Source organism: Marinobacter sp. MBR-99 (assembly GCF_040547575.1).
Classification (GTDB): domain Bacteria; phylum Pseudomonadota; class Gammaproteobacteria; order Pseudomonadales; family Oleiphilaceae; genus Marinobacter.
On sequence record NZ_JBEPPY010000012.1, the window covers coordinates 1 to 16,632 of the forward strand.

Annotated in this window: 19 protein-coding genes and 2 tRNA genes; 9 read left to right on the forward strand and 12 right to left on the reverse strand. The window is 54.1% G+C overall.

The genetic code is table 11. The features are described 5' to 3' along the window. Positions 1-78: 78 nt before the first annotated feature. From ABIE59_RS20000 to umuD, 6 genes are all read right to left on the reverse strand, one after another. On the reverse strand, positions 79-255 hold the full coding sequence (locus tag ABIE59_RS20000) for a DUF7380 domain-containing protein (RefSeq protein ID WP_502915352.1): 177 nt from the start codon (positions 253-255) through the stop codon (positions 79-81). Between the two features lie 393 nt (positions 256-648). Further along, entirely contained in the window at positions 649-1,263 is a 615-nt protein-coding gene (locus ABIE59_RS11600; RefSeq protein WP_354447034.1) for a tyrosine-type recombinase/integrase, read from the reverse strand. A 161-nt stretch (positions 1,264-1,424) separates the two neighbouring features. Continuing rightward, on the reverse strand, positions 1,425-1,739 hold the full coding sequence (locus tag ABIE59_RS11605; protein ID WP_354447036.1) for a HigA family addiction module antitoxin: 315 nt from the start codon (positions 1,737-1,739) through the stop codon (positions 1,425-1,427). A gap of 12 nt (positions 1,740-1,751) precedes the next feature. Further along, on the reverse strand, positions 1,752-2,030 hold the full coding sequence (locus ABIE59_RS11610; RefSeq protein ID WP_011786639.1) for a type II toxin-antitoxin system RelE/ParE family toxin: 279 nt from the start codon (positions 2,028-2,030) through the stop codon (positions 1,752-1,754). Between the two features lie 284 nt (positions 2,031-2,314). Beyond that, positions 2,315-3,601, reverse strand: a complete 1,287-nt coding sequence (gene umuC / locus ABIE59_RS11615; RefSeq protein ID WP_354447038.1) for a translesion error-prone DNA polymerase V subunit UmuC — start codon at positions 3,599-3,601, stop codon at positions 2,315-2,317. 31 nt (positions 3,602-3,632) lie between these two features. After that, a complete protein-coding gene (gene umuD, locus ABIE59_RS11620; protein ID WP_354447040.1) occupies positions 3,633-4,076 on the reverse strand; it encodes a translesion error-prone DNA polymerase V autoproteolytic subunit in 444 nt (147 codons plus the stop codon). 128 nt (positions 4,077-4,204) lie between these two features. On the opposite strand from umuD, the gene ABIE59_RS11625 reads away from it, so the two are divergent. The 5 genes from ABIE59_RS11625 to ABIE59_RS11645 all read left to right on the forward strand — a co-directional run bounded on the left by ABIE59_RS11625 (position 4,205) and on the right by ABIE59_RS11645 (position 8,496). Next, positions 4,205-4,363 (forward strand): hypothetical protein, encoded by a 159-nt coding sequence (locus ABIE59_RS11625; RefSeq protein ID WP_354447042.1) that lies wholly within the window; start codon positions 4,205-4,207, stop codon positions 4,361-4,363. A gap of 557 nt (positions 4,364-4,920) precedes the next feature. After that, a complete protein-coding gene (locus tag ABIE59_RS11630; RefSeq protein ID WP_354447044.1) occupies positions 4,921-5,709 on the forward strand; it encodes a hypothetical protein in 789 nt (262 codons plus the stop codon). An 82-nt stretch (positions 5,710-5,791) separates the two neighbouring features. After that, complete coding sequence (locus ABIE59_RS11635; protein WP_354447046.1) at positions 5,792-6,181, forward strand: hypothetical protein; 390 nt, start codon at positions 5,792-5,794, stop codon at positions 6,179-6,181. Positions 6,182-6,352: 171 nt separating this feature from the next. After that, positions 6,353-6,835: a hypothetical protein gene (locus tag ABIE59_RS11640; RefSeq protein WP_354447048.1), complete on the forward strand. Its 483-nt coding sequence runs from the start codon at positions 6,353-6,355 to the stop codon at positions 6,833-6,835. A gap of 419 nt (positions 6,836-7,254) precedes the next feature. After that, the gene (locus ABIE59_RS11645) at positions 7,255-8,496 is read left to right on the forward strand and encodes a site-specific integrase (protein WP_354447050.1); all 1,242 of its coding nucleotides are present in this window, start codon (positions 7,255-7,257) and stop codon (positions 8,494-8,496) included. Between the two features lie 92 nt (positions 8,497-8,588). On the opposite strand, the gene ABIE59_RS11650 is transcribed toward ABIE59_RS11645, so the two are convergent. From ABIE59_RS11650 to ABIE59_RS11660, 3 genes are all read right to left on the reverse strand, one after another. Then, positions 8,589-8,662: transfer RNA gene (locus ABIE59_RS11650), tRNA-Cys, on the reverse strand. Between the two features lie 54 nt (positions 8,663-8,716). Beyond that, positions 8,717-8,792, reverse strand: a tRNA-Gly gene (locus ABIE59_RS11655). A gap of 205 nt (positions 8,793-8,997) precedes the next feature. Further along, positions 8,998-9,729 carry a murein L,D-transpeptidase catalytic domain family protein gene (locus ABIE59_RS11660; RefSeq protein WP_354447052.1) on the reverse strand — a complete coding sequence of 244 codons (732 nt, stop codon included), beginning with the start codon at positions 9,727-9,729 and terminating at the stop codon, positions 8,998-9,000. A gap of 281 nt (positions 9,730-10,010) precedes the next feature. On the opposite strand from ABIE59_RS11660, the gene ABIE59_RS11665 reads away from it, so the two are divergent. From ABIE59_RS11665 to ABIE59_RS11680, 4 genes are read left to right on the forward strand one after another with little or no spacing between them, the layout of a single operon-like run. After that, positions 10,011-11,162, forward strand: a complete 1,152-nt coding sequence (locus tag ABIE59_RS11665) for an ABC transporter permease (RefSeq protein WP_502915353.1) — start codon at positions 10,011-10,013, stop codon at positions 11,160-11,162. A gap of 12 nt (positions 11,163-11,174) precedes the next feature. Continuing rightward, positions 11,175-11,990, forward strand: coding sequence for an ABC transporter ATP-binding protein (locus ABIE59_RS11670; RefSeq protein ID WP_354447266.1), 816 nt, complete (start codon positions 11,175-11,177; stop codon positions 11,988-11,990). After that, complete coding sequence (locus tag ABIE59_RS11675) at positions 11,990-12,928, forward strand: MlaD family protein (RefSeq protein WP_354447054.1); 939 nt, start codon at positions 11,990-11,992, stop codon at positions 12,926-12,928. The genes ABIE59_RS11670 and ABIE59_RS11675 overlap by 1 nt, the downstream gene beginning before the upstream one ends. Beyond that, positions 12,925-13,572, forward strand: a complete 648-nt coding sequence (locus tag ABIE59_RS11680; RefSeq protein WP_354447056.1) for an ABC-type transport auxiliary lipoprotein family protein — start codon at positions 12,925-12,927, stop codon at positions 13,570-13,572. Before ABIE59_RS11675 ends, ABIE59_RS11680 begins: the two co-directional genes overlap by 4 nt. Here the strand turns inward: ABIE59_RS11680 and pgsA are convergent. From pgsA to uvrY, 3 genes are read right to left on the reverse strand one after another with little or no spacing between them, the layout of a single operon-like run. After that, on the reverse strand, positions 13,566-14,120 hold the full coding sequence (pgsA, locus tag ABIE59_RS11685) for a CDP-diacylglycerol--glycerol-3-phosphate 3-phosphatidyltransferase (RefSeq protein WP_354447058.1): 555 nt from the start codon (positions 14,118-14,120) through the stop codon (positions 13,566-13,568). The two genes, ABIE59_RS11680 and pgsA, sit on opposite strands and share 7 nt — an antisense overlap. A gap of 7 nt (positions 14,121-14,127) precedes the next feature. Next, complete coding sequence (uvrC, locus tag ABIE59_RS11690) at positions 14,128-15,987, reverse strand: excinuclease ABC subunit UvrC (RefSeq protein ID WP_354447060.1); 1,860 nt, start codon at positions 15,985-15,987, stop codon at positions 14,128-14,130. Continuing rightward, positions 15,971-16,630 carry a UvrY/SirA/GacA family response regulator transcription factor gene (uvrY, locus tag ABIE59_RS11695; protein WP_354447062.1) on the reverse strand — a complete coding sequence of 220 codons (660 nt, stop codon included), beginning with the start codon at positions 16,628-16,630 and terminating at the stop codon, positions 15,971-15,973. The genes uvrC and uvrY overlap by 17 nt, the downstream gene beginning before the upstream one ends. Positions 16,631-16,632: the final 2 nt, after the last annotated feature.

Consider the following 16,632-nt stretch of genomic DNA (forward strand, 5'->3'; position numbering starts at 1 on the left):
AGGATCAATTAACCAACACCTAACCGCCAAGGGTGGGTCAGTTTTAAACCGGCGATATTGCCAAAAAGTGGGTCAGTTTTAACCCGACGTTGACACTTTAGCGTGATTTGGCTTTCCCGCTTCATCCATTTCCTTTGCAGACTTTTGCAGACAACTCATAACTGAAGAGTACCCATAGTGTTTCTCGGGGGATACGTCATAACTCCAGTTGCATTCAATGAATATTTCGCGAGTCATCTCTAAAGACGTTGCCATATATTCCCTTCCGTTCAGACCTCAAAGCTCAATCACACCGTGCCGCATAACAGCAGTCAGGCAGCGCGCTTGATCATTGCAGAAATTCGACTGCGTCATGATTATGGAGTTTGAACCATCCATCGCGCTGTACATAAATCGATAAAACAATAGCTTAGCCGAGCATGGCCCTCTCTGCCATGTAATCATTCAGCGTCCGCAATTTGCTCCGCCAATCATACTGGATGAAATGCCTGCGATTATCTTGGAGACTCTGGAGAAAGGCCCCGACTCGAATGTTCGCTTTTGTTTAGACAATGGAGGGGCCCTGGCCGAGCCCGAAATTGCTCATCGCCTGACTCCGAGAGAAGTTTCGATCACCAGTGATCTACGCTTGAGGGCAGCTTTACCCCATCAAATCTCAATACTCTCCGCGATCTCCAAAGCATCCTCCACCTCGACACCAAGGTATCGCACGGTACTGGACATATTTGTGTGTCCCAATAGCAACTGCACCGCTCGAAGATTCTTGGTCTTCTTGTAGATCAATGTCGCTTTGCTACGTCGCATTGAGTGGGTTGCGTAGACTGAAGGATCAAGTCCAATGCTGGTAATCCATTTTTTTACGAGACGGGCATATTGATGAGTAGTGATGTGGTCAAACTGTCTCATCCGACTCGGCCACAGATAATCCATACCTGTAAGACCGCGCAATTTGATCCACACCTCAACCGATTCGCGCGTCTTTTTCGTTATCTCAAACTGGACAGGTTGACTGGTTTTCTGCTGAATGACTTGGGCCCTATCCAGTACCTCTCCGTTTCTGGAAATATCTCGAACCAGAAGCTTAACCATATCGCAGGATCGGAGTTTGCAATCAATCGCCATGTTGAACATCGCCAACTCGCGGATGTTCTTTGCGATTTCTAATCGAATACGTATAGCCCAGATCTGTTCCAGTTTGAGAGGAAGCTTTTGGCCCACGAGCTTTCCCTTATTCCAGGGAGATTTGCCAATTGGAAATGTCATGGTGTAGCCCTCTTTTGAGGGATAGGAACCATAAGTATGGTTAAAAAGCCTGTTTTCTGCTGGCCAGGCTTAAGTAGAGGGAACCCCGATCAGCCAGCGCCGAAGGGAGAGCCTCGGCGATCGCTTACGTCTTGGAGACCAAGAGCGGCAAAGAGTAGAGTTCAGGCAGCGTGATGGTCAGGCTTACGAGGGGTAATCAGTTTATTGATTTGGTCGGCTTTCTCCTCACGGGCACGGCGCAAATCGTAGTCAGTCTGCAAATTGAGCCAAAACTGCTCGGTAGTCCCAAAGTAACGGGCCAAACGCATGGCCGTATCCGCGGACACACCACGACGCTCGCGAACAATCTCGTTCAGGCGCTGTGCAGGAACATAAAGTTCTTTTGAAAGCGCATTCACACTCATGCCAAGAGGCTCAAGGTAATCCTCAAGTAAAATCTCTCCTGGATGGATAGGGCGCATACCTACACTAACCATTGCGCGACCTCCTTAGTGGTAATCAACAATCTCCACGTCTTCCGCCCCTTCATCTGTCCAGCGGAAACACAACCGCCACTGGTCATTGATCCGGATGCTGTGTTGCCCCTCTCTGTCTCCAGAAAGCGGCTCAAGTCTATTCCCGGGCGGAGACTTTAAATCTTTAAGAGCTTCAGCGCTTAGCAGCTGCTGTAACTTACGCTCGGCCGTTCGCTGGATTGCATTGAAACGCCGAGTCTTACCTGTTTTTACAAGCTCCTCTGTGTGCTTGCACTTAAAGCTCTTGATCATGATTACCCACCTTATAACGCTGCACGTTAAACGTGAAATACGATTTGGTTATAATAACACAATTTTTTATAATATGTGGAATCACGAAACACTTGGCGGGGGCGTTGCAGTTTACCACGAAAACGCATCATCCGGTTGCACTTGCGAACCATACAAAAAGGCCCGCGAAAACGGGCCAAGAAAAAACAAACCAAACTTACCAGGCAGTAAGCGGTTCAATAATTAGGGGCAGGTCAATCGCACTGAGGACTTACCCCGGTCCACTGAATGTTCGCTTTTGTTTACTAACGAACCTTTGGCAAATCATCCCATCGAGTCGTATACGCCGGCGACAAATGCCTCCGCCGCATCGCATAGGCGGCAGGCCCGGCCTCTCTGGCCATGTAAACCGTAGCCCTGGATTTTCGGTTAATGGCATCCATCACGGCCATCAGGCGTTCCGATCTCGCAGCAGCCGGTGTCGATTCAGGGTTGAATTCAAACAGATCCTCCTGAATACCCGCCTCTTGCACCAGATCACCCAGCATGACCCCGGCTTTGGCGTAATCGACTCCATCCTTATACATCGGTCGGAGCAGGTTCAAGGCCTGCTGCACAATAACTCGGGAATCCTGGCTAGGTTGGATAAGCTTCACACTGGCGCTGCGTGAATACTGCGGTGCGCTGGCCTTGAATGGGTTGGTTCGGATGAACACCATCAGCTCTCCGGCATACTGCTCGCCTCCTCGAAGCTTCGCGGTAGCGCGTGTAGCAAAGTGCGCAACGCCTTCCTCCAGGTCGCTCAGCTTCTGCAGGGGCTGGCCAAAAGATCGGGAGCACATGATTCGCTTCTTTGGGGATGGCACATCCTCCCACGCCACACAGGGAATGCCGTTAAGCTCCTGGGCGGTGCGTTCTAACACGACAGAGAACTGTTTTCTCAGCGTCGCCAGATGGGTATCCGCTAGCTGTAACGCTGTGACAATGCCCATGGCCTGCAGCCTGGCACTGAGCTTTCGGCCGACACCCCAAACCTCCTCAACCGGTACCCTAGCCATCAACCGCCGTTGCCGCTCAGGATTCGTCAGATCGACCACACCTTCGGTCGCCGGGTATTTCTTGGCGGCATAGTTGGCCAACTTGGCCAATGTGCGCGTGGGAGCGATACCCACACAGACCGGCAAACCAATGTTCTGGTAAACAGTGTTTTTGACCTCCCGACCAAACTCCTCGAAAGAGGCCACCCGGTCAATGCCGGTGAGCTCCAGAAAGGCTTCATCGATTGAATAGACATCCACCCGTGGGGCCAGGGCCTCGAGTGTAGTCATAACCCGCCGGCTCATGTCGCCGTAGAGCGTGTAATTGGAGGAGAATACCTGGATGCCGTATCGACGAATCTCGGATTTGATGTGATGAACCGGCACGCCCATCTTGATCCCTAGCGCCTTAGCTTCTTTCGAACGGGCGACCACGCAGCCGTCGTTGTTGGATAACACAACCACAGGCGTATTGCGCAGATCCGGACGGAACAGCTTCTCGCAGGAGGCGTAGAAATTATTGCAGTCTACCAGCGCAAATACAGGCTGCCTCATTGCACCTTGGTCTCTCTCAGACACACAGACATCATCCCTGCCCTCCCCGCTTCAGTGACCGGATCACATTGGTCACCACCCCAAACACTTCCATCACCATATCACCCTCAATGGTGATGGGCTGGTACGCCGAGTTTCGTGGAAGGAGGCGAACGGGCGGAGGCGTCAGGTGCAATTGCTTCACCGTCATCTCACTCTCCAGACTGGCGATGATGATGTCGTCATGCTTCGCTCTCAGCGATCGATCCACCACCAGAACATCGCCGGGATAAATACCGGCGTCGATCATGGACTCTCCCTGAACCCGCACGAAAAACGTGGCGGCGGGATGCTGAATGCACAGCTCGTTCAGGTCGATGGTTTTCTCAACGTAGTCTTCCGCTGGTGACGGAAAGCCAGCGGAGACCCGCTCCAGAAACATCGGGATATTTAGCCGTGAGATGGATTGGTAGTCGCCAAGCAGAATGCAGGACATGCTTTACACCGGTTACTGGTTGAATATACAGTATTTTGGCGAGACAATATCAGCGGGTCAACCCAACATTGGGCACAATGCCCTATACTCGGAATAGTGCAGCTGCCAGGAAGGCGGGAGGAGTCTGTATGAAAAGCGTAATACTGATGTTTGTTGGGGGCTTGCTGGGCGGCCTGATCGGGCCAGTGACGGCGCTGGTGGGTGTGGCAGCCGGTTATGTGATTGGTCGCGCTCTGACGCATTCGGTTGCCCCGAAACCCTCAGAAGAAGGCTCTGCCTGCCGCTAACGTTAATCTGTTAGGCATCTTTCTTTTAATCAATCTACTACACCAGATCCGCCACTGGTGCCTCTACCCCCGCAGCCCGCATCCCCCTGCTTCACTCTACCCGTGAGTCGGCTTTTCCATCCCGAGAAGGCGCCCCGAGAGACACCGTCTCGCGGGTGCCAGGTAACATAAGGCAAACCAAGGAAAGGGAAGGAAAAGACAGGCGCCTTGGGTGCCGGCCATCTCAAAGGTTTCGGGCATGGTATTTTTGTAGGATTCCGTGGCAGATCTGGTGTAGTAAACATCACCATTTGTGGTCAGGGCTTGCGAGTATTTGAGCTCGATGAGGTAGTTCCAGCGAAGCCTGCCTGCCCCCTTGCTAATTCTGGGAGGCCGATATACTGGACGAGTCTTAGTCAAACAAGCCAGGTATTGCCATGCCAAGACAAGTCGACTGTAAAGCTCTGCCCCACGAGCTTATCTTCACTCTTTCGGATACCTTCCAGAAGATGTCAGAGCAGGGATTTGCTGTTGTATCCGCCCTCGAGTCCGACCACGTGGCCGGTTAACCAGTGTATGTGCCCACCTACGGAAACAGCGATACCGAGCACACCTCCCACGAGGCTCGACAGGTGGCAATTCGTTTGATGACGCAACTGACCATTCGGGCCAGCTCACACCGGATCCCGGACGCCGGGATTATCTGCAGTTCTCCGGAAACTGTTATTGCGAAAGGCGCCTACAACGCCGCTAAAGACGCCTTCAAGCAGGCGGTCCTGGACATCCGACAGTTCCATAAACGTAGCTCGACACCCGCAAGTCGGATTACCCGACTGATCGAGAACGAGATCCGGGATAAGGGTTATCGAAGCGAAACACTTCGCCGGGCGATGAACGCCGTGCGCATTGCCGACCTGGACCTCAAGCGGTGTTACACCCGCATACGAATCATGCCATCGAATCTCCAGGTCTTTAGCTGGACCTGGACGACTAAACATGCGCGGATCATCAAGTTGAACCACGAAGAGGCCATGCTGCTGGCGTCAGAATGGCCTGACCAGCGCACCGCAGCCATCGCTGTTGATCTGATTAACCGACGCTGCGATCCCGGCGCGCCGTTGGCCAGAAAAATCCCTTTACCAAATCAGCTACGGGCCAACTTCGCTTACCGCGAAGATGGGAAAATAGTCCGGGCGTCTGCGCCTATATCTGGTGTCGTGGTTGCACAGCAGAAGAACATGCCCAGGAAGCTCTGGCGTCCAGATCCAGGATCTTCCAATAGCCAGCCACCACGTCTCGCCAGACAGTCCAGCCTGGAGGCAACGCCCATTGTCGATGCACTATGTCTGTACCGCTATGTTCGATGATCCACTCCCGCCCCCAGGTACACAGGAAAAGGCTAGGTGCTATGGCGCTCGGGCGGCTTTGACTGTCGAGGCCACAACCCTGATGCAAAGAGGAACGCCGGTAGGTTGGACCGTAAATTTCGATGTGGCGCCCAGAAACGGGGATTCGATCGATTGGTGCCGCAAGATTACCTTGCAGCTCAGTGAAACCGAACTCCCAGTTCTGGCGGCGGTGTGTCTTGGGTATCTTCCCTTCGCCGATTTCAAGCGGCCTCAAAAAGGCCTTCATATCGAACGACAGCCCGGCAAACTCTATCTTTCCGCGACTCAGGGACCGGGTACCGCATACTCGCTACCAATTCCTACTGGCCAGACTTTTTTGATCGGCACTCTGGTTCTGAAGCAACTCAGTAAACACGTAAAAATGGACGACAGCCCCCTCCTTCTGGCATCGCTACGTGGCGCTGCGGCGCTGCACTCGGTGAAAGTTTAAAGGGGTATTTTTGATTGAAAACCGAGGCTCCGTGGGGCGCTTGGGCTTTTTGCTCACTGGGGTATGCTGTCAACGGTCGATCGTAAAAGTCAGACCTTTTCTCTCGATCAAAGGGACCGGCTATAGATTTGCCGGAGCCAACACCTAGAAATCAAAAGAGGTTCAAATCCGATGAGAACCATCATTTTAATAATCGCCGGCGCCGTGTTCGGTGGTTTAGAAAGCCCATTTTTTGCGATTATTGGAGGCATTCTGGGGTTTCTCATCGCCCGCTCCACGTCTTCATCAGTTCTCCGGGACAATCGGAGTTACTGCCACAGCTCATCCTCGGCGCATCTCCTGGATCCGCTTCATACAAATAGCTTCCCTGATGACGATGACTGGCAGCTGGATTCCTCGTATGACAGGCCAGACAACCCACAGCAGTTTGATACTGACCTGCATTCACCATTTTCTAACGATTCAGACCTAATGACCGACAGAGTTTCTCACCTGGACGTTTTTGACGATATAGGATCATCCATCAACCCCACCACCGGGCTTCCGATGATGGGTGACATCGAAGGCGGATTTGATGTCGGCGGGAACCTTTACGGTACGGGGGCAGATGACATGTTCAGCTCGTCTTTTGTAGATGACGATCCCATGCGATGACGCGGAACCCACGATTCGACGTCAAGGAACGCCCAATGTCGTCAAAAAACACAGCGCTACGCCGCCAAAGGCGTCACAACACCGGTAATTTAATACTACAAGAACGGGCAATAGCAGCTCGTTCGCGCAAACGGTTAAAAAGCAGGCTTAGCGCCGGAGGGTAAAGCCATGCGGCTGGTCTCAATCGAAACCTTTATTTCAATCGTCTACGGCGAGGACGACCATCCTCCCTCCGTCTCAACAATACGACGGCGCTGTCCCACAATTCCAGGGGCTTTTAGGGACGGCAAGCGTTGGCGAATTGACATCGACATATTCTTCTCGGTCATGCGAAGCCGTGCTTGGGGGGGCACAACTGAAGCAGAAGACGACGAAGACCTGGCAGTCGTCATGAAGATTGTGAAGCAGACGGGATAATTATGGCACGCCGTCGAACCCTCAAACACCGATCCCTGGCGCAGTATCCAGGGCTATACATTCGAGAAGATAATGGCGTCTATTATGTGCGCCATCCGATTACACGGATCCAGGCGAGCCTTGAAACCACAAATCGAAGTCTGGCTATTCGCCGTTGGGCAATGCTCCAGCAGATCTGGGAACAAGACCGAAATTCATACGACGTGAACGAGGTGGCACTAAAACTCTCTACAACCTCGCAGGTAGAAGCTGATCCGGAAATCACCCTCGCCAAATATCTGCGTAAATGGCGGACGGAGGTCCTCGGACACGGGTACAAGGACGGTAAAATGGTCTGGGGAGAGTGTCACGTACTCAGCCAGAGGGGGCGAAATCGCGGCAAACCAATCGCCTTGGCGTCACGCAGGGACTACGCAAGCGATGCCCAACAACTTGAAGCGAGGGAAGAGTCAGATTTCTTCCTCTCCGACCCACAGATTCTCAGGCGTATACGGCGATTGCTGTCTCCCTGGCTTACCAAACCAACGCATTACAACGGTCTTCGTAACACCCTCAGCCGGGTGTTAATGCATGCTGTCCAGGACGGGGTGATTGATCGAAATCCTATACGGGACATCGAGAAAATCAGCGAGCCAAAACGCGAGGTGCTGATCCCTGATGATGTATACGTCAAGATCACTGAACAGCTGTGCAAACACCGATTAAACAAACGAATCAAAGATGGCACATGGCGAGCCAAGATTTGCGACCTGATATACATGATGTCACAGCAACCCATTGACGTTTTCGGACTAAAGGAAGAACAAATAAAAGATGACGAGGGCGAATTTGGTGAAATTCACTTTGCCCGCCATAAGACTGGTGTCCCGATTGTAATTGAGATGAATAAAGAACTTAGCGACTTGATTGAATGGTTCCGGAATTGGAAGCGTGACCAGGAAATAATCTCACCATATTTGATGGTCTACCCACGTTATTTCGGCATGCGGAGCCGAACCAAACCAGTGCGTCACAAATTTATGCAGACCAGCTGGGCAGAGGCCTGTGAGGCAGCCGGATTTAAGGGCCTGTATCAGCTGCGGGATCTACGGAAGAAAGGTCTTACCGATGAGTTCATATCTCAGGGTGAAAACAATAAAGGCGGGCACGAATCGCCGCAAATGCGGAAACATTACCGATTGATCCGACCACCTGAGCGGTCAAAATCGACGCTAAAATCGCTGAGAGATACGGACAAATCATGAAAGGTTTGTCGCGAAATTGTCGCGGAATTGTCGCGACCAATACGCTGGTAAGGCTGTAACGATTATAAGCCATTGAATAAAAAGGGTAAAAATGGAGGCGCGGGTCGGAATCGAACCGGCGTACACGGAGTTGCAGTCCGCTGCATAACCACTCTGCCACCGCGCCGGGTAAGCCTGGATTCTGGCTTATGCTCTCAGGAGGCGTGAGAGACTCGGAAACTGGAGCGGGAAACGAGATTCGAACTCGCGACCCCAACCTTGGCAAGGTTGTGCTCTACCAACTGAGCTATTCCCGCTCTTCGTCTAGAGGCTTTGCCTCGTCAACGGCTGCGTATTCTACGGATTCCGCCGGGGGCGTCAACACCTTTTTTTCAAGTTTATGTTTTTACGGCAATTGTGCACAAACTTTAGTCAACACCCGACTATTCAACGAGCGCACCGCCGAAAGAACTGGTCGAGAAGCACAACCTGCACTTCCCGACCGGTGATTCCTAAACCAACTCAGCTATTGCCACCACGGGCCGCGCGGTTGCCGGCAACCTGGGTGGCACTGTCGCAGTTCAGGAAACTGGAGGTCTGCAGCCAGTTCTGGTCAGGGTAGTATTTGAAGACCAATTGGCCACCTTTGAGGTTGTCCACCACGGTTTGCACCACTTTCTGATCCACTGCCGGGCAGCCATGGCTGCGGCCGATGCGCCCGTACTGTTCTACCCAATTGGTATTCACGTAATCCGCACCATGTATTACGATGGCCCGCTGCCTCGCCAGGTCGTTGATACCCGGTTCAAGCCCATCCAGGCGCAGTGAGTAACCATGCATGCCACGGTAAGATTCACTGGCCTTGAACAGCCCGATGCTTGACTGGTGGCTACCCTCGATATTGGAAAAGGCGGTCGCCTCTTCATTACCTGAGTTTCTGCCGTGGGCAACAAGATCCCTCAACAGAAGCTCGCCCTGCTCCAGGTCAAAGATCCACATGCGCTCCTGACTGGAATGCAGGGAAAAGTCAATCACCGCCAGCCGCTCAGGCATGGCGACACCATTGGAAATGGCACAATGAGTGGCTTTGAATGCCGCCTCGAGCACTTCCGGGTTCAGCTTGGGCGCAACACTGGCAAGGCGGGCAAGCAACTGGTCATCCAATGACTGAGCCTGGGCAGGAACCGCAATGGCAAGTGAAACTGCCAGGCCTGAAAACAATGAAAAAAAGCGTCGATTGTGATGCTTGGGCATGCACGTTACCTCAGGGTTCAGGAAGATAAGCTACCTGCTTGAAAAGATGCCTTATTCTACCAGAGAATTTTGAGACGCCGTTCATTCCGTACAATTTTTAACCGTTCCCATACAAATACCGGGGGCTTGAACCTTCGTTACCATCGCATAGCAGGGGCCCAACGTCAGCGGCAAGATCATTGGCAACGTTATGGAAAACCAAAGATAGTGGCAGACCAGTTCCGGAATCTTTAAGCTTGAGAGTATCTTTTCTGCATACCGGACAAGGATTAACGGCACCTGTGGCGACTGATTCCGGCTATTCCACGACAGCACACCGCGACAACCCCGGTAAGCTTGACTGCAACGGTGACACCCTGACCGTATCCGGCAGTTGGACACTTTCCCATTATTCATTACTTAACCAGCGGGTAACCGAGCTTCAGTCCATTGGTGCCACGATCAACAACATTGAGCTTGGTAAGCTAAGCAGGGTTGATACCGCAGGCGCAGCGCTGATTGCCCGGTTAGTGGGCCCGGAACATCTTCTGAGTTTTATGGAGAAGGCCAGCCTGCCAGATGAGCAGCGGCAACTTCTGATCACCGTTGCCGAGGCGATGGCAGGCGCACCCTGGCAGCCCGCCAGGAAAAACGCACTGCTGGACTTTCTGGCCGACATCGGAGAGAAGGTAACCGCCATTGCCCGGCTGCTTTGGATGCTTGCAGGCTTTATCGGTCAAACCCTCGCCACCTTGTTTTATATACTGCCCCGGCCCAGGCGCTGGCGTATCACACCGTTTGTGGCTGCCGTGCATGATACCGGGCTGAATGCCCTGCCTATTGTTGCCTTACTGACCTTTCTGGTAGGCGCGGTTGTCGCCTTTCTTGGGGCGACTGTGCTGGAAGACTTCGGCGCGACCATCTATACCGTCAATCTCGTGGCATTCTCTTTTCTACGGGAGTTTGGCGTACTGCTGGCGGCCATATTGCTGGCCGGGCGCACCGCCAGCTCCTTCACTGCTCACATTGGGGCCATGAAGGTCAATGAAGAGCTCGACGCTATTCGTACCCTGGGGCTGAACCCGGTGGAATTGTTGGTCGTACCGCGTGTACTGGCCATGATGGTCAGTCTGCCAGTGCTTACCTTTATTGGCATGATCTCCGGAATGGTTGGTGGTGCGACCGTCTGCGCACTGGTGCTCGACATACCGCCAAGCCAGTTTATGGCCATCGTGGAACGGGATATTGCCCTGAAGCACTTTCTGGTGGGTATAGGAAAAGCTCCTGTGTTTGCCTTCCTGATTGCGGTCATTGGGTGCCTCGAAGGCTTCAAGGTGGCGGGCAGTGCCCAGTCGGTGGGTGAGCACACCACCTCCAGTGTGGTTCAGTCGATCTTTATGGTGATCCTGCTGGACTCCATAGCGGCGTTGTTTTTCATGGAAATGGGCTGGTAAATCATGGCGGAAATGAAGCCTTCGAGCGCCCAGAGTTCGTCAACACCGGTGATCCAGGTGCGGGGACTGTGTAACAGCTTTGGTGATCATGTGGTTCATGAGAACCTGGATCTGGACCTGTATCCGGGAGAAATTCTGGGCGTTGTTGGCGGGTCCGGCACCGGCAAATCGGTTTTGCTGCGCAGCATTGTGGGCCTCAATATGCCCTCAGAAGGCCACATCCAATTATTTGATGTCGATCTCACAGAACTTTCAGGCGCACAGCGGTCAATTTATGAGCAGCGATTTGGTGTGCTTTTTCAGGGTGGCGCCCTGTTTACCTCGCTGAACCTGGTGCAGAACATATCGCTCCCGCTGGTAGAGCATGCGGGGCTAACCCGCCCGGAGGCCGAGGAGTTGGCCCGAATGAAGCTTGCCCTGACCGGCCTGCCAGCGGATGCCGCGCTGAAATACCCTGCCGAGCTTTCCGGTGGTATGGTGAAACGAGCCGCCCTGGCCCGCGCCCTTGCGCTTGACCCAGAGATTCTGTTTCTGGATGAACCAACTGCGGGGCTGGACCCCATAGGCGCCGCAGCGTTCGACGAACTGATCGTAACCCTTAGAAATGCCCTTGGGCTGACGGTATTTCTTGTTACCCACGATCTGGATACGCTGTACACAACCTGTGACCGGGTCGCGGTATTGTCTCAAAGAAAAGTACTGGTGGCGGACACCCTTGAAAACGTGGCCAACACAGACGACAAATGGATACAGGAATACTTTCATGGCCCCAGGGGGCGGGCCGCAATTGATGCACACAACCGGCTGACCAGACAGGAGCCCGTTTAATGGAGCCAAAGGCCCATCATGTTATTATCGGACTGTTCACGCTGGCTGCAGTAACCGCTGCCTTGGTGTTTGCGCTCTGGCTGGGCAAATCGACTGCTGATCGCGAATGGGCGTACTACCAGATAGGCTTTGACCATCCGGTGGGTGGGCTGTCAAAAGGCAACCCTGTGTTATACAGCGGCGTTCCGGTTGGCGATGTGCTCGAATTGTCCCTGGCGCCAGACAACCCCGCCCATGTTCGGGTGCTGGTGCGCGTGGACAGGGGCATACCGATTCGGGAGAACACCCGTGCGGGGCTGGTTCTTGCAAATATCACCGGCAGCATGAGTGTCCAGTTTACTGGCGGCACAACAGACAGCCCGGTACTTCAGGGCAACCGTGATAACCCGCCGCTCATCGAAGCACAACCATCGGCCTTTTCCAACCTGCTGAACAACGGTGAGGCCATGATCTCCAGTGCTGAACAACTCTTAACCAGCATGAACCGCTTGCTCGCATCAGAGAACCTTGAGAACGTATCGGCTATTCTCGATAACACCCGTCTGGCCACAGAATCATTGCTCGCCAATCGGGAAGAGTTGCTTGCCCTGATGGCTCAGTTCGACACGGCCGCAACCCGCGCAGAGGAAGCGGCCATCAAGGTTTCGGATACATCAGACCGCGCCCGCCAAACTCTGGAGCAGGAAATTACACCGGTTCTGGAGTCCATGAGCCTGGCGCTATCCACGTTGCAGCCTACCCTCCACAGACTGGACCGGCTGACCGAAGACAACGAACAGATATTGGATGCCGGGATTCAGGGCCTGGGCGACATCACGCCGGTATTGCGGGAAATGCGGAACACCCTCCGCACCCTGAATTCGTTCACCCGCAGACTGGACGCAGACCCAATAGGCACCCTACGCGGCGGCCCCAACCTCCAGGAGTTTGAGCAATGATGATCCGGTTCCGAAGGTTGGCGGTTTATATTTCCATAGCCACACTCACGACTGCCTGCACAGTGTTCCCGACACCGGAGCCGCCCCGGGCACTGGATCTTGCCCCCTATGCCTCCCAGTCAATGCACGAGAAGCCCCGGCCGGTGTCACTGAGAATTGACACCCCACTGGCCTCAGACCCGCTGGACAGTGCAAGGATCTTGCTCAAACCTTCCCCCTACGAATTTCAGGCACTGCCAGCGGTAAGGTGGCGGGACAGCATTCCCGTGGTGGTCAGGGACTATGTGCTACAGAGTTTCCGATACAGCGGCGGTTTTGCCAATGTCGTTACCGACACAAGCCCGGCCTATGCGAGTCATACCCTGATCTCCGAACTGTCGGCATTTCATGCGGAGGACAGGCAGGGCGAAGGCGTGATGGTGGTAGCAGAGTTACATGCCGAGATCATGAGCAATCGAACCAGGCGGAGCTTATGCAATACAACCCACCGGGTGAACCAGCGCGCCAGAAACACCTCCGCGGACGATTTGATGGAAGCTTTCAGTGAGAGTTCCCACGCCCTGGCAGAAGCCTTGAATCGGTGGGCTTACGTCTGTCTGGCGGAAGCCAGTCCGGACGATAAGTCACCAAAGGCTGATCAGTGATCGTTGTCCGGGAAAAGATCAGGCCAGGCAGCCTGCAGGTACAACACCATTGACCACAGTGTCAGAACCGCCGCCAGATACAAAAGCCCTATCGAAACATACGCCAGCAACTGCCCCGGCGGAAACGCCAGCAGGCCAACAATGGCGACCATCTGGGCGGTGGTCTTTATCTTACCGATATAAGACACCGCCACACTCGCCCGACTGCCCATCTCCGCCATCCATTCTCGCAAGGCGGATATGACAATTTCACGGCCGATGATGACCGTAGCAGGAATCGTCAGAAGCACGGCTGCATGCTCCTCAATCAACACCGCCAACGCCACTGCTACCATCAGTTTATCGGCGACAGGATCAAGAAACGCACCAAATGGCGTGCTCTGATCAAGCTTGCGGGCCAGGTAGCCATCCAGCCAGTCTGTGATGCCCGCCAGTGCGAAGATAACGGCACTGGCCATGTAGCTCCATTGCATGGGCAGATAGAAAACAACCACGAATACCGGAATCATCACGATTCGGGACATGGTCAGTATGTTGGGTAAATTCATGGTGTTCCTATTCATCGTGCAATGCCGCGTAGATGGATTCAGCCAGTGATTTGCTGATGCCTTGCACTTTGGTCATTTCATCCACACTGGCTTTGCGAATTTCCTGTATGCCGCCAAAGTAACGGATAAGTTCCCTGCGACGCTTGGGCCCAACCCCTTCGATACCTTCAAGGGTAGACTGCCGACGTTTTTTATCCCGGCGAGCGCGATGGCCGGTGATGGCGAACCGGTGGGATTCGTCCCGAATATGCTGAATCAGATGCAGCGCCGGCGAATCCGCGGGCACCCGGAAGACATCACCGGTCATAGCATCAATCAACTGCTCCATTCCAGCTCGGCGGGTTACCCCTTTGGCGACGCCAATCAGAGGAATGTCAGAGATCCCAAGTTCTTCAAACACTTCCCGGGCAATGTTCAACTGCCCCTTACCACCGTCGATAAACACCAGGCTCGGGCGCTTGCCCTCACCATTAACCAGCCGGCGATATCGGCGAGTCAGCACCTGCCGCATCGCGGCATAATCGTCACCAGCAGTCACACCTTCGATGTTGTATAGCCGGTAATCGCTCTTCAGGGGCCCATTCTCGTCGAAAACCACACAAGATGCGACGGTATTTTCCCCGTGGCTGTGGCTGACGTCGAAACATTCCATGCGTGCCGGGGTTTCTGCCAGCTCCAGCAGGTCCCTCAGGGCAAGCAGTCGCCGGTAAACGGTTTCCTTACTGGCCAGGTGAGTCAGCAAAGTCTGGCGGGCGTTGGTCATGGCCAGTTCCAGCCAGCGCCGGCGTTCGCCACGCACATTGCCGCGAATACGTGTTTCGCGGTTGGCGGCCTCACTCAGTGCTTCTGCCAGCAGCGCCTCACCTTCAACCGCCACGGGCACCAGAATATCCCTTGGAATTTCCCGGCGGGTATCGCCGCCAAAATAGTACTGGCCCAGAAACGCCGCAAGCAGTTCACCTTCCGACTGCTCCAGGGAAAAACGAGGGAAATAGTCCTTGGTACCCAGAACCCGGCCACCGCGAACGATGACCACCACCACACACACCACTCCGGCATCCTGGGCGATCGCGATAACATCGGCATCGCCACCCTCACCGTCTACCGACTGTTGCTCCTGCACATGGCGCAGGTGGTTGATCTGGTCGCGGTAAGCGGCCGCTTTCTCGAATTCCAGGTTCTTCGACGCCGCCTCCATGGCATTCATCAGGTCATGTATGATCGCCGGGTTCTTGCCTTCCAGAAACATGGTTGCGTGGCGAATATCCTGCTGATAGTCCTCGGAGCTTATGTACTCGACACAAGGTGCGGTACAGCGGTTGATCTGATACTGCAGACAGGGGCGGTTTCTGTTCCTGAAATAGCTTTCACTACATGACCTTATACGAAAAACCTTCTGCAGAACATTAAGGCTTTCCTTGACAGCCCCGGAGCTGGGAAAAGGGCCGAACCAGGTACCACCACCCTTCTTGGTGCGCCCCCGCCGGAAGGTCAGCGACGGGTAATCACTGTGAGACGACAGATAGATATAGGGGTAAGACTTATCATCCCGAAGCAGGATGTTGTAGGGCGGCCGCAGGGATTTAATCAGGTTCTGTTCAAGCAGCAGGGCTTCGGTTTCGCTGCCGGTGATGGTGACTTCGATGGAAGCAATCTTGCCCACCAGAGCCTCGGTTTTCGGGGCCAGGCCGGTTTTGCGGAAATAACTGCTGACGCGTTTCTTGAGGTTGCGGGCTTTGCCCACGTACAGCACGCCACCGGTATCATCGTACATACGATAAACACCCGGGCGTTCGGTTAATTGCTTCAGGAAGTCTTTGCTGTCAAACATCCCGACAGTTTCTTCGGGTTCAGACCTTGTCGGCATCCAGCAATCCAAGCCGTACCGCCATCAGTGCCAACTCGACATCACTTGAGATCTCGAGTTTCTCGAAAATACGATAGCGGTAACTGTTGACGGTTTTCGGGCTCAGGCAGAGCTTGTCGGAAATGTCCTGCACTTTCTGGCAATCCACCACCATCATGGCGATCTGCATCTCTCGCTCAGACAACCGCTCAAAACGGGATAGCTCCCCGTCTTCCTCTCGGTCACCACCCAGCGTTTTGAGGGCCATTTTCTGGGCGATTTCCGGGCTGATGTATCGCTGGCCGGAGTGGGCCTTGCGGATAGCCCGAACCATCTCCTGAATATCAGCCCCCTTGGTGATATAGGCCGTAGCACCGCTCTGCATAACCCTGGCGGGGTATGGGTCATCGGCGCAGGCCGTCACGACGATAATCCGGATAGAATCATCAATGCGCAGTATTCGCCGGGTTGCTTCGAGGCCACCAATGCCAGGCATCCGAATGTCCATCAGGACAATATCCGGGCGGTCCTTGCGCACAAACTCAATCGCATCCTCACCGGATGAGGCCTGGCCAATCGCTTCAATATCGGGATTGTCAGCCAACATACGGGTTATACCGGAGCGCACCAGCTCGTGGTCATCAACAACCAGTACCCTGATCAAAT

Bases quoted from the DNA above. Each gene is read 5' to 3' on its own strand.
- ABIE59_RS20000 (WP_502915352.1), bottom strand. From the start codon at position 255: ATGGCAACGTCTTTAGAGATGACTCGCGAAATATTCATTGAATGCAAC.
- ABIE59_RS11600 (WP_354447034.1), bottom strand. From the start codon at position 1,263: ATGACATTTCCAATTGGCAAATCTCCCTGGAATAAGGGAAAGCTCGTG.
- ABIE59_RS11605 (WP_354447036.1), bottom strand. From the start codon at position 1,739: ATGGTTAGTGTAGGTATGCGCCCTATCCATCCAGGAGAGATTTTACTT.
- ABIE59_RS11610 (WP_011786639.1), bottom strand. From the start codon at position 2,030: ATGATCAAGAGCTTTAAGTGCAAGCACACAGAGGAGCTTGTAAAAACA.
- umuC (WP_354447038.1), bottom strand. From the start codon at position 3,601: ATGAGGCAGCCTGTATTTGCGCTGGTAGACTGCAATAATTTCTACGCC.
- umuD (WP_354447040.1), bottom strand. From the start codon at position 4,076: ATGTCCTGCATTCTGCTTGGCGACTACCAATCCATCTCACGGCTAAAT.
- ABIE59_RS11625 (WP_354447042.1), top strand. From the start codon at position 4,205: ATGAAAAGCGTAATACTGATGTTTGTTGGGGGCTTGCTGGGCGGCCTG.
- ABIE59_RS11635 (WP_354447046.1), top strand. From the start codon at position 5,792: ATGCAAAGAGGAACGCCGGTAGGTTGGACCGTAAATTTCGATGTGGCG.
- ABIE59_RS11640 (WP_354447048.1), top strand. From the start codon at position 6,353: ATGAGAACCATCATTTTAATAATCGCCGGCGCCGTGTTCGGTGGTTTA.
- ABIE59_RS11645 (WP_354447050.1), top strand. From the start codon at position 7,255: ATGGCACGCCGTCGAACCCTCAAACACCGATCCCTGGCGCAGTATCCA.
- ABIE59_RS11660 (WP_354447052.1), bottom strand. From the start codon at position 9,729: ATGCCCAAGCATCACAATCGACGCTTTTTTTCATTGTTTTCAGGCCTG.
- ABIE59_RS11670 (WP_354447266.1), top strand. From the start codon at position 11,175: ATGAAGCCTTCGAGCGCCCAGAGTTCGTCAACACCGGTGATCCAGGTG.
- ABIE59_RS11675 (WP_354447054.1), top strand. From the start codon at position 11,990: ATGGAGCCAAAGGCCCATCATGTTATTATCGGACTGTTCACGCTGGCT.
- ABIE59_RS11680 (WP_354447056.1), top strand. From the start codon at position 12,925: ATGATGATCCGGTTCCGAAGGTTGGCGGTTTATATTTCCATAGCCACA.
- pgsA (WP_354447058.1), bottom strand. From the start codon at position 14,120: ATGAATTTACCCAACATACTGACCATGTCCCGAATCGTGATGATTCCG.
- uvrC (WP_354447060.1), bottom strand. From the start codon at position 15,987: ATGCCGACAAGGTCTGAACCCGAAGAAACTGTCGGGATGTTTGACAGC.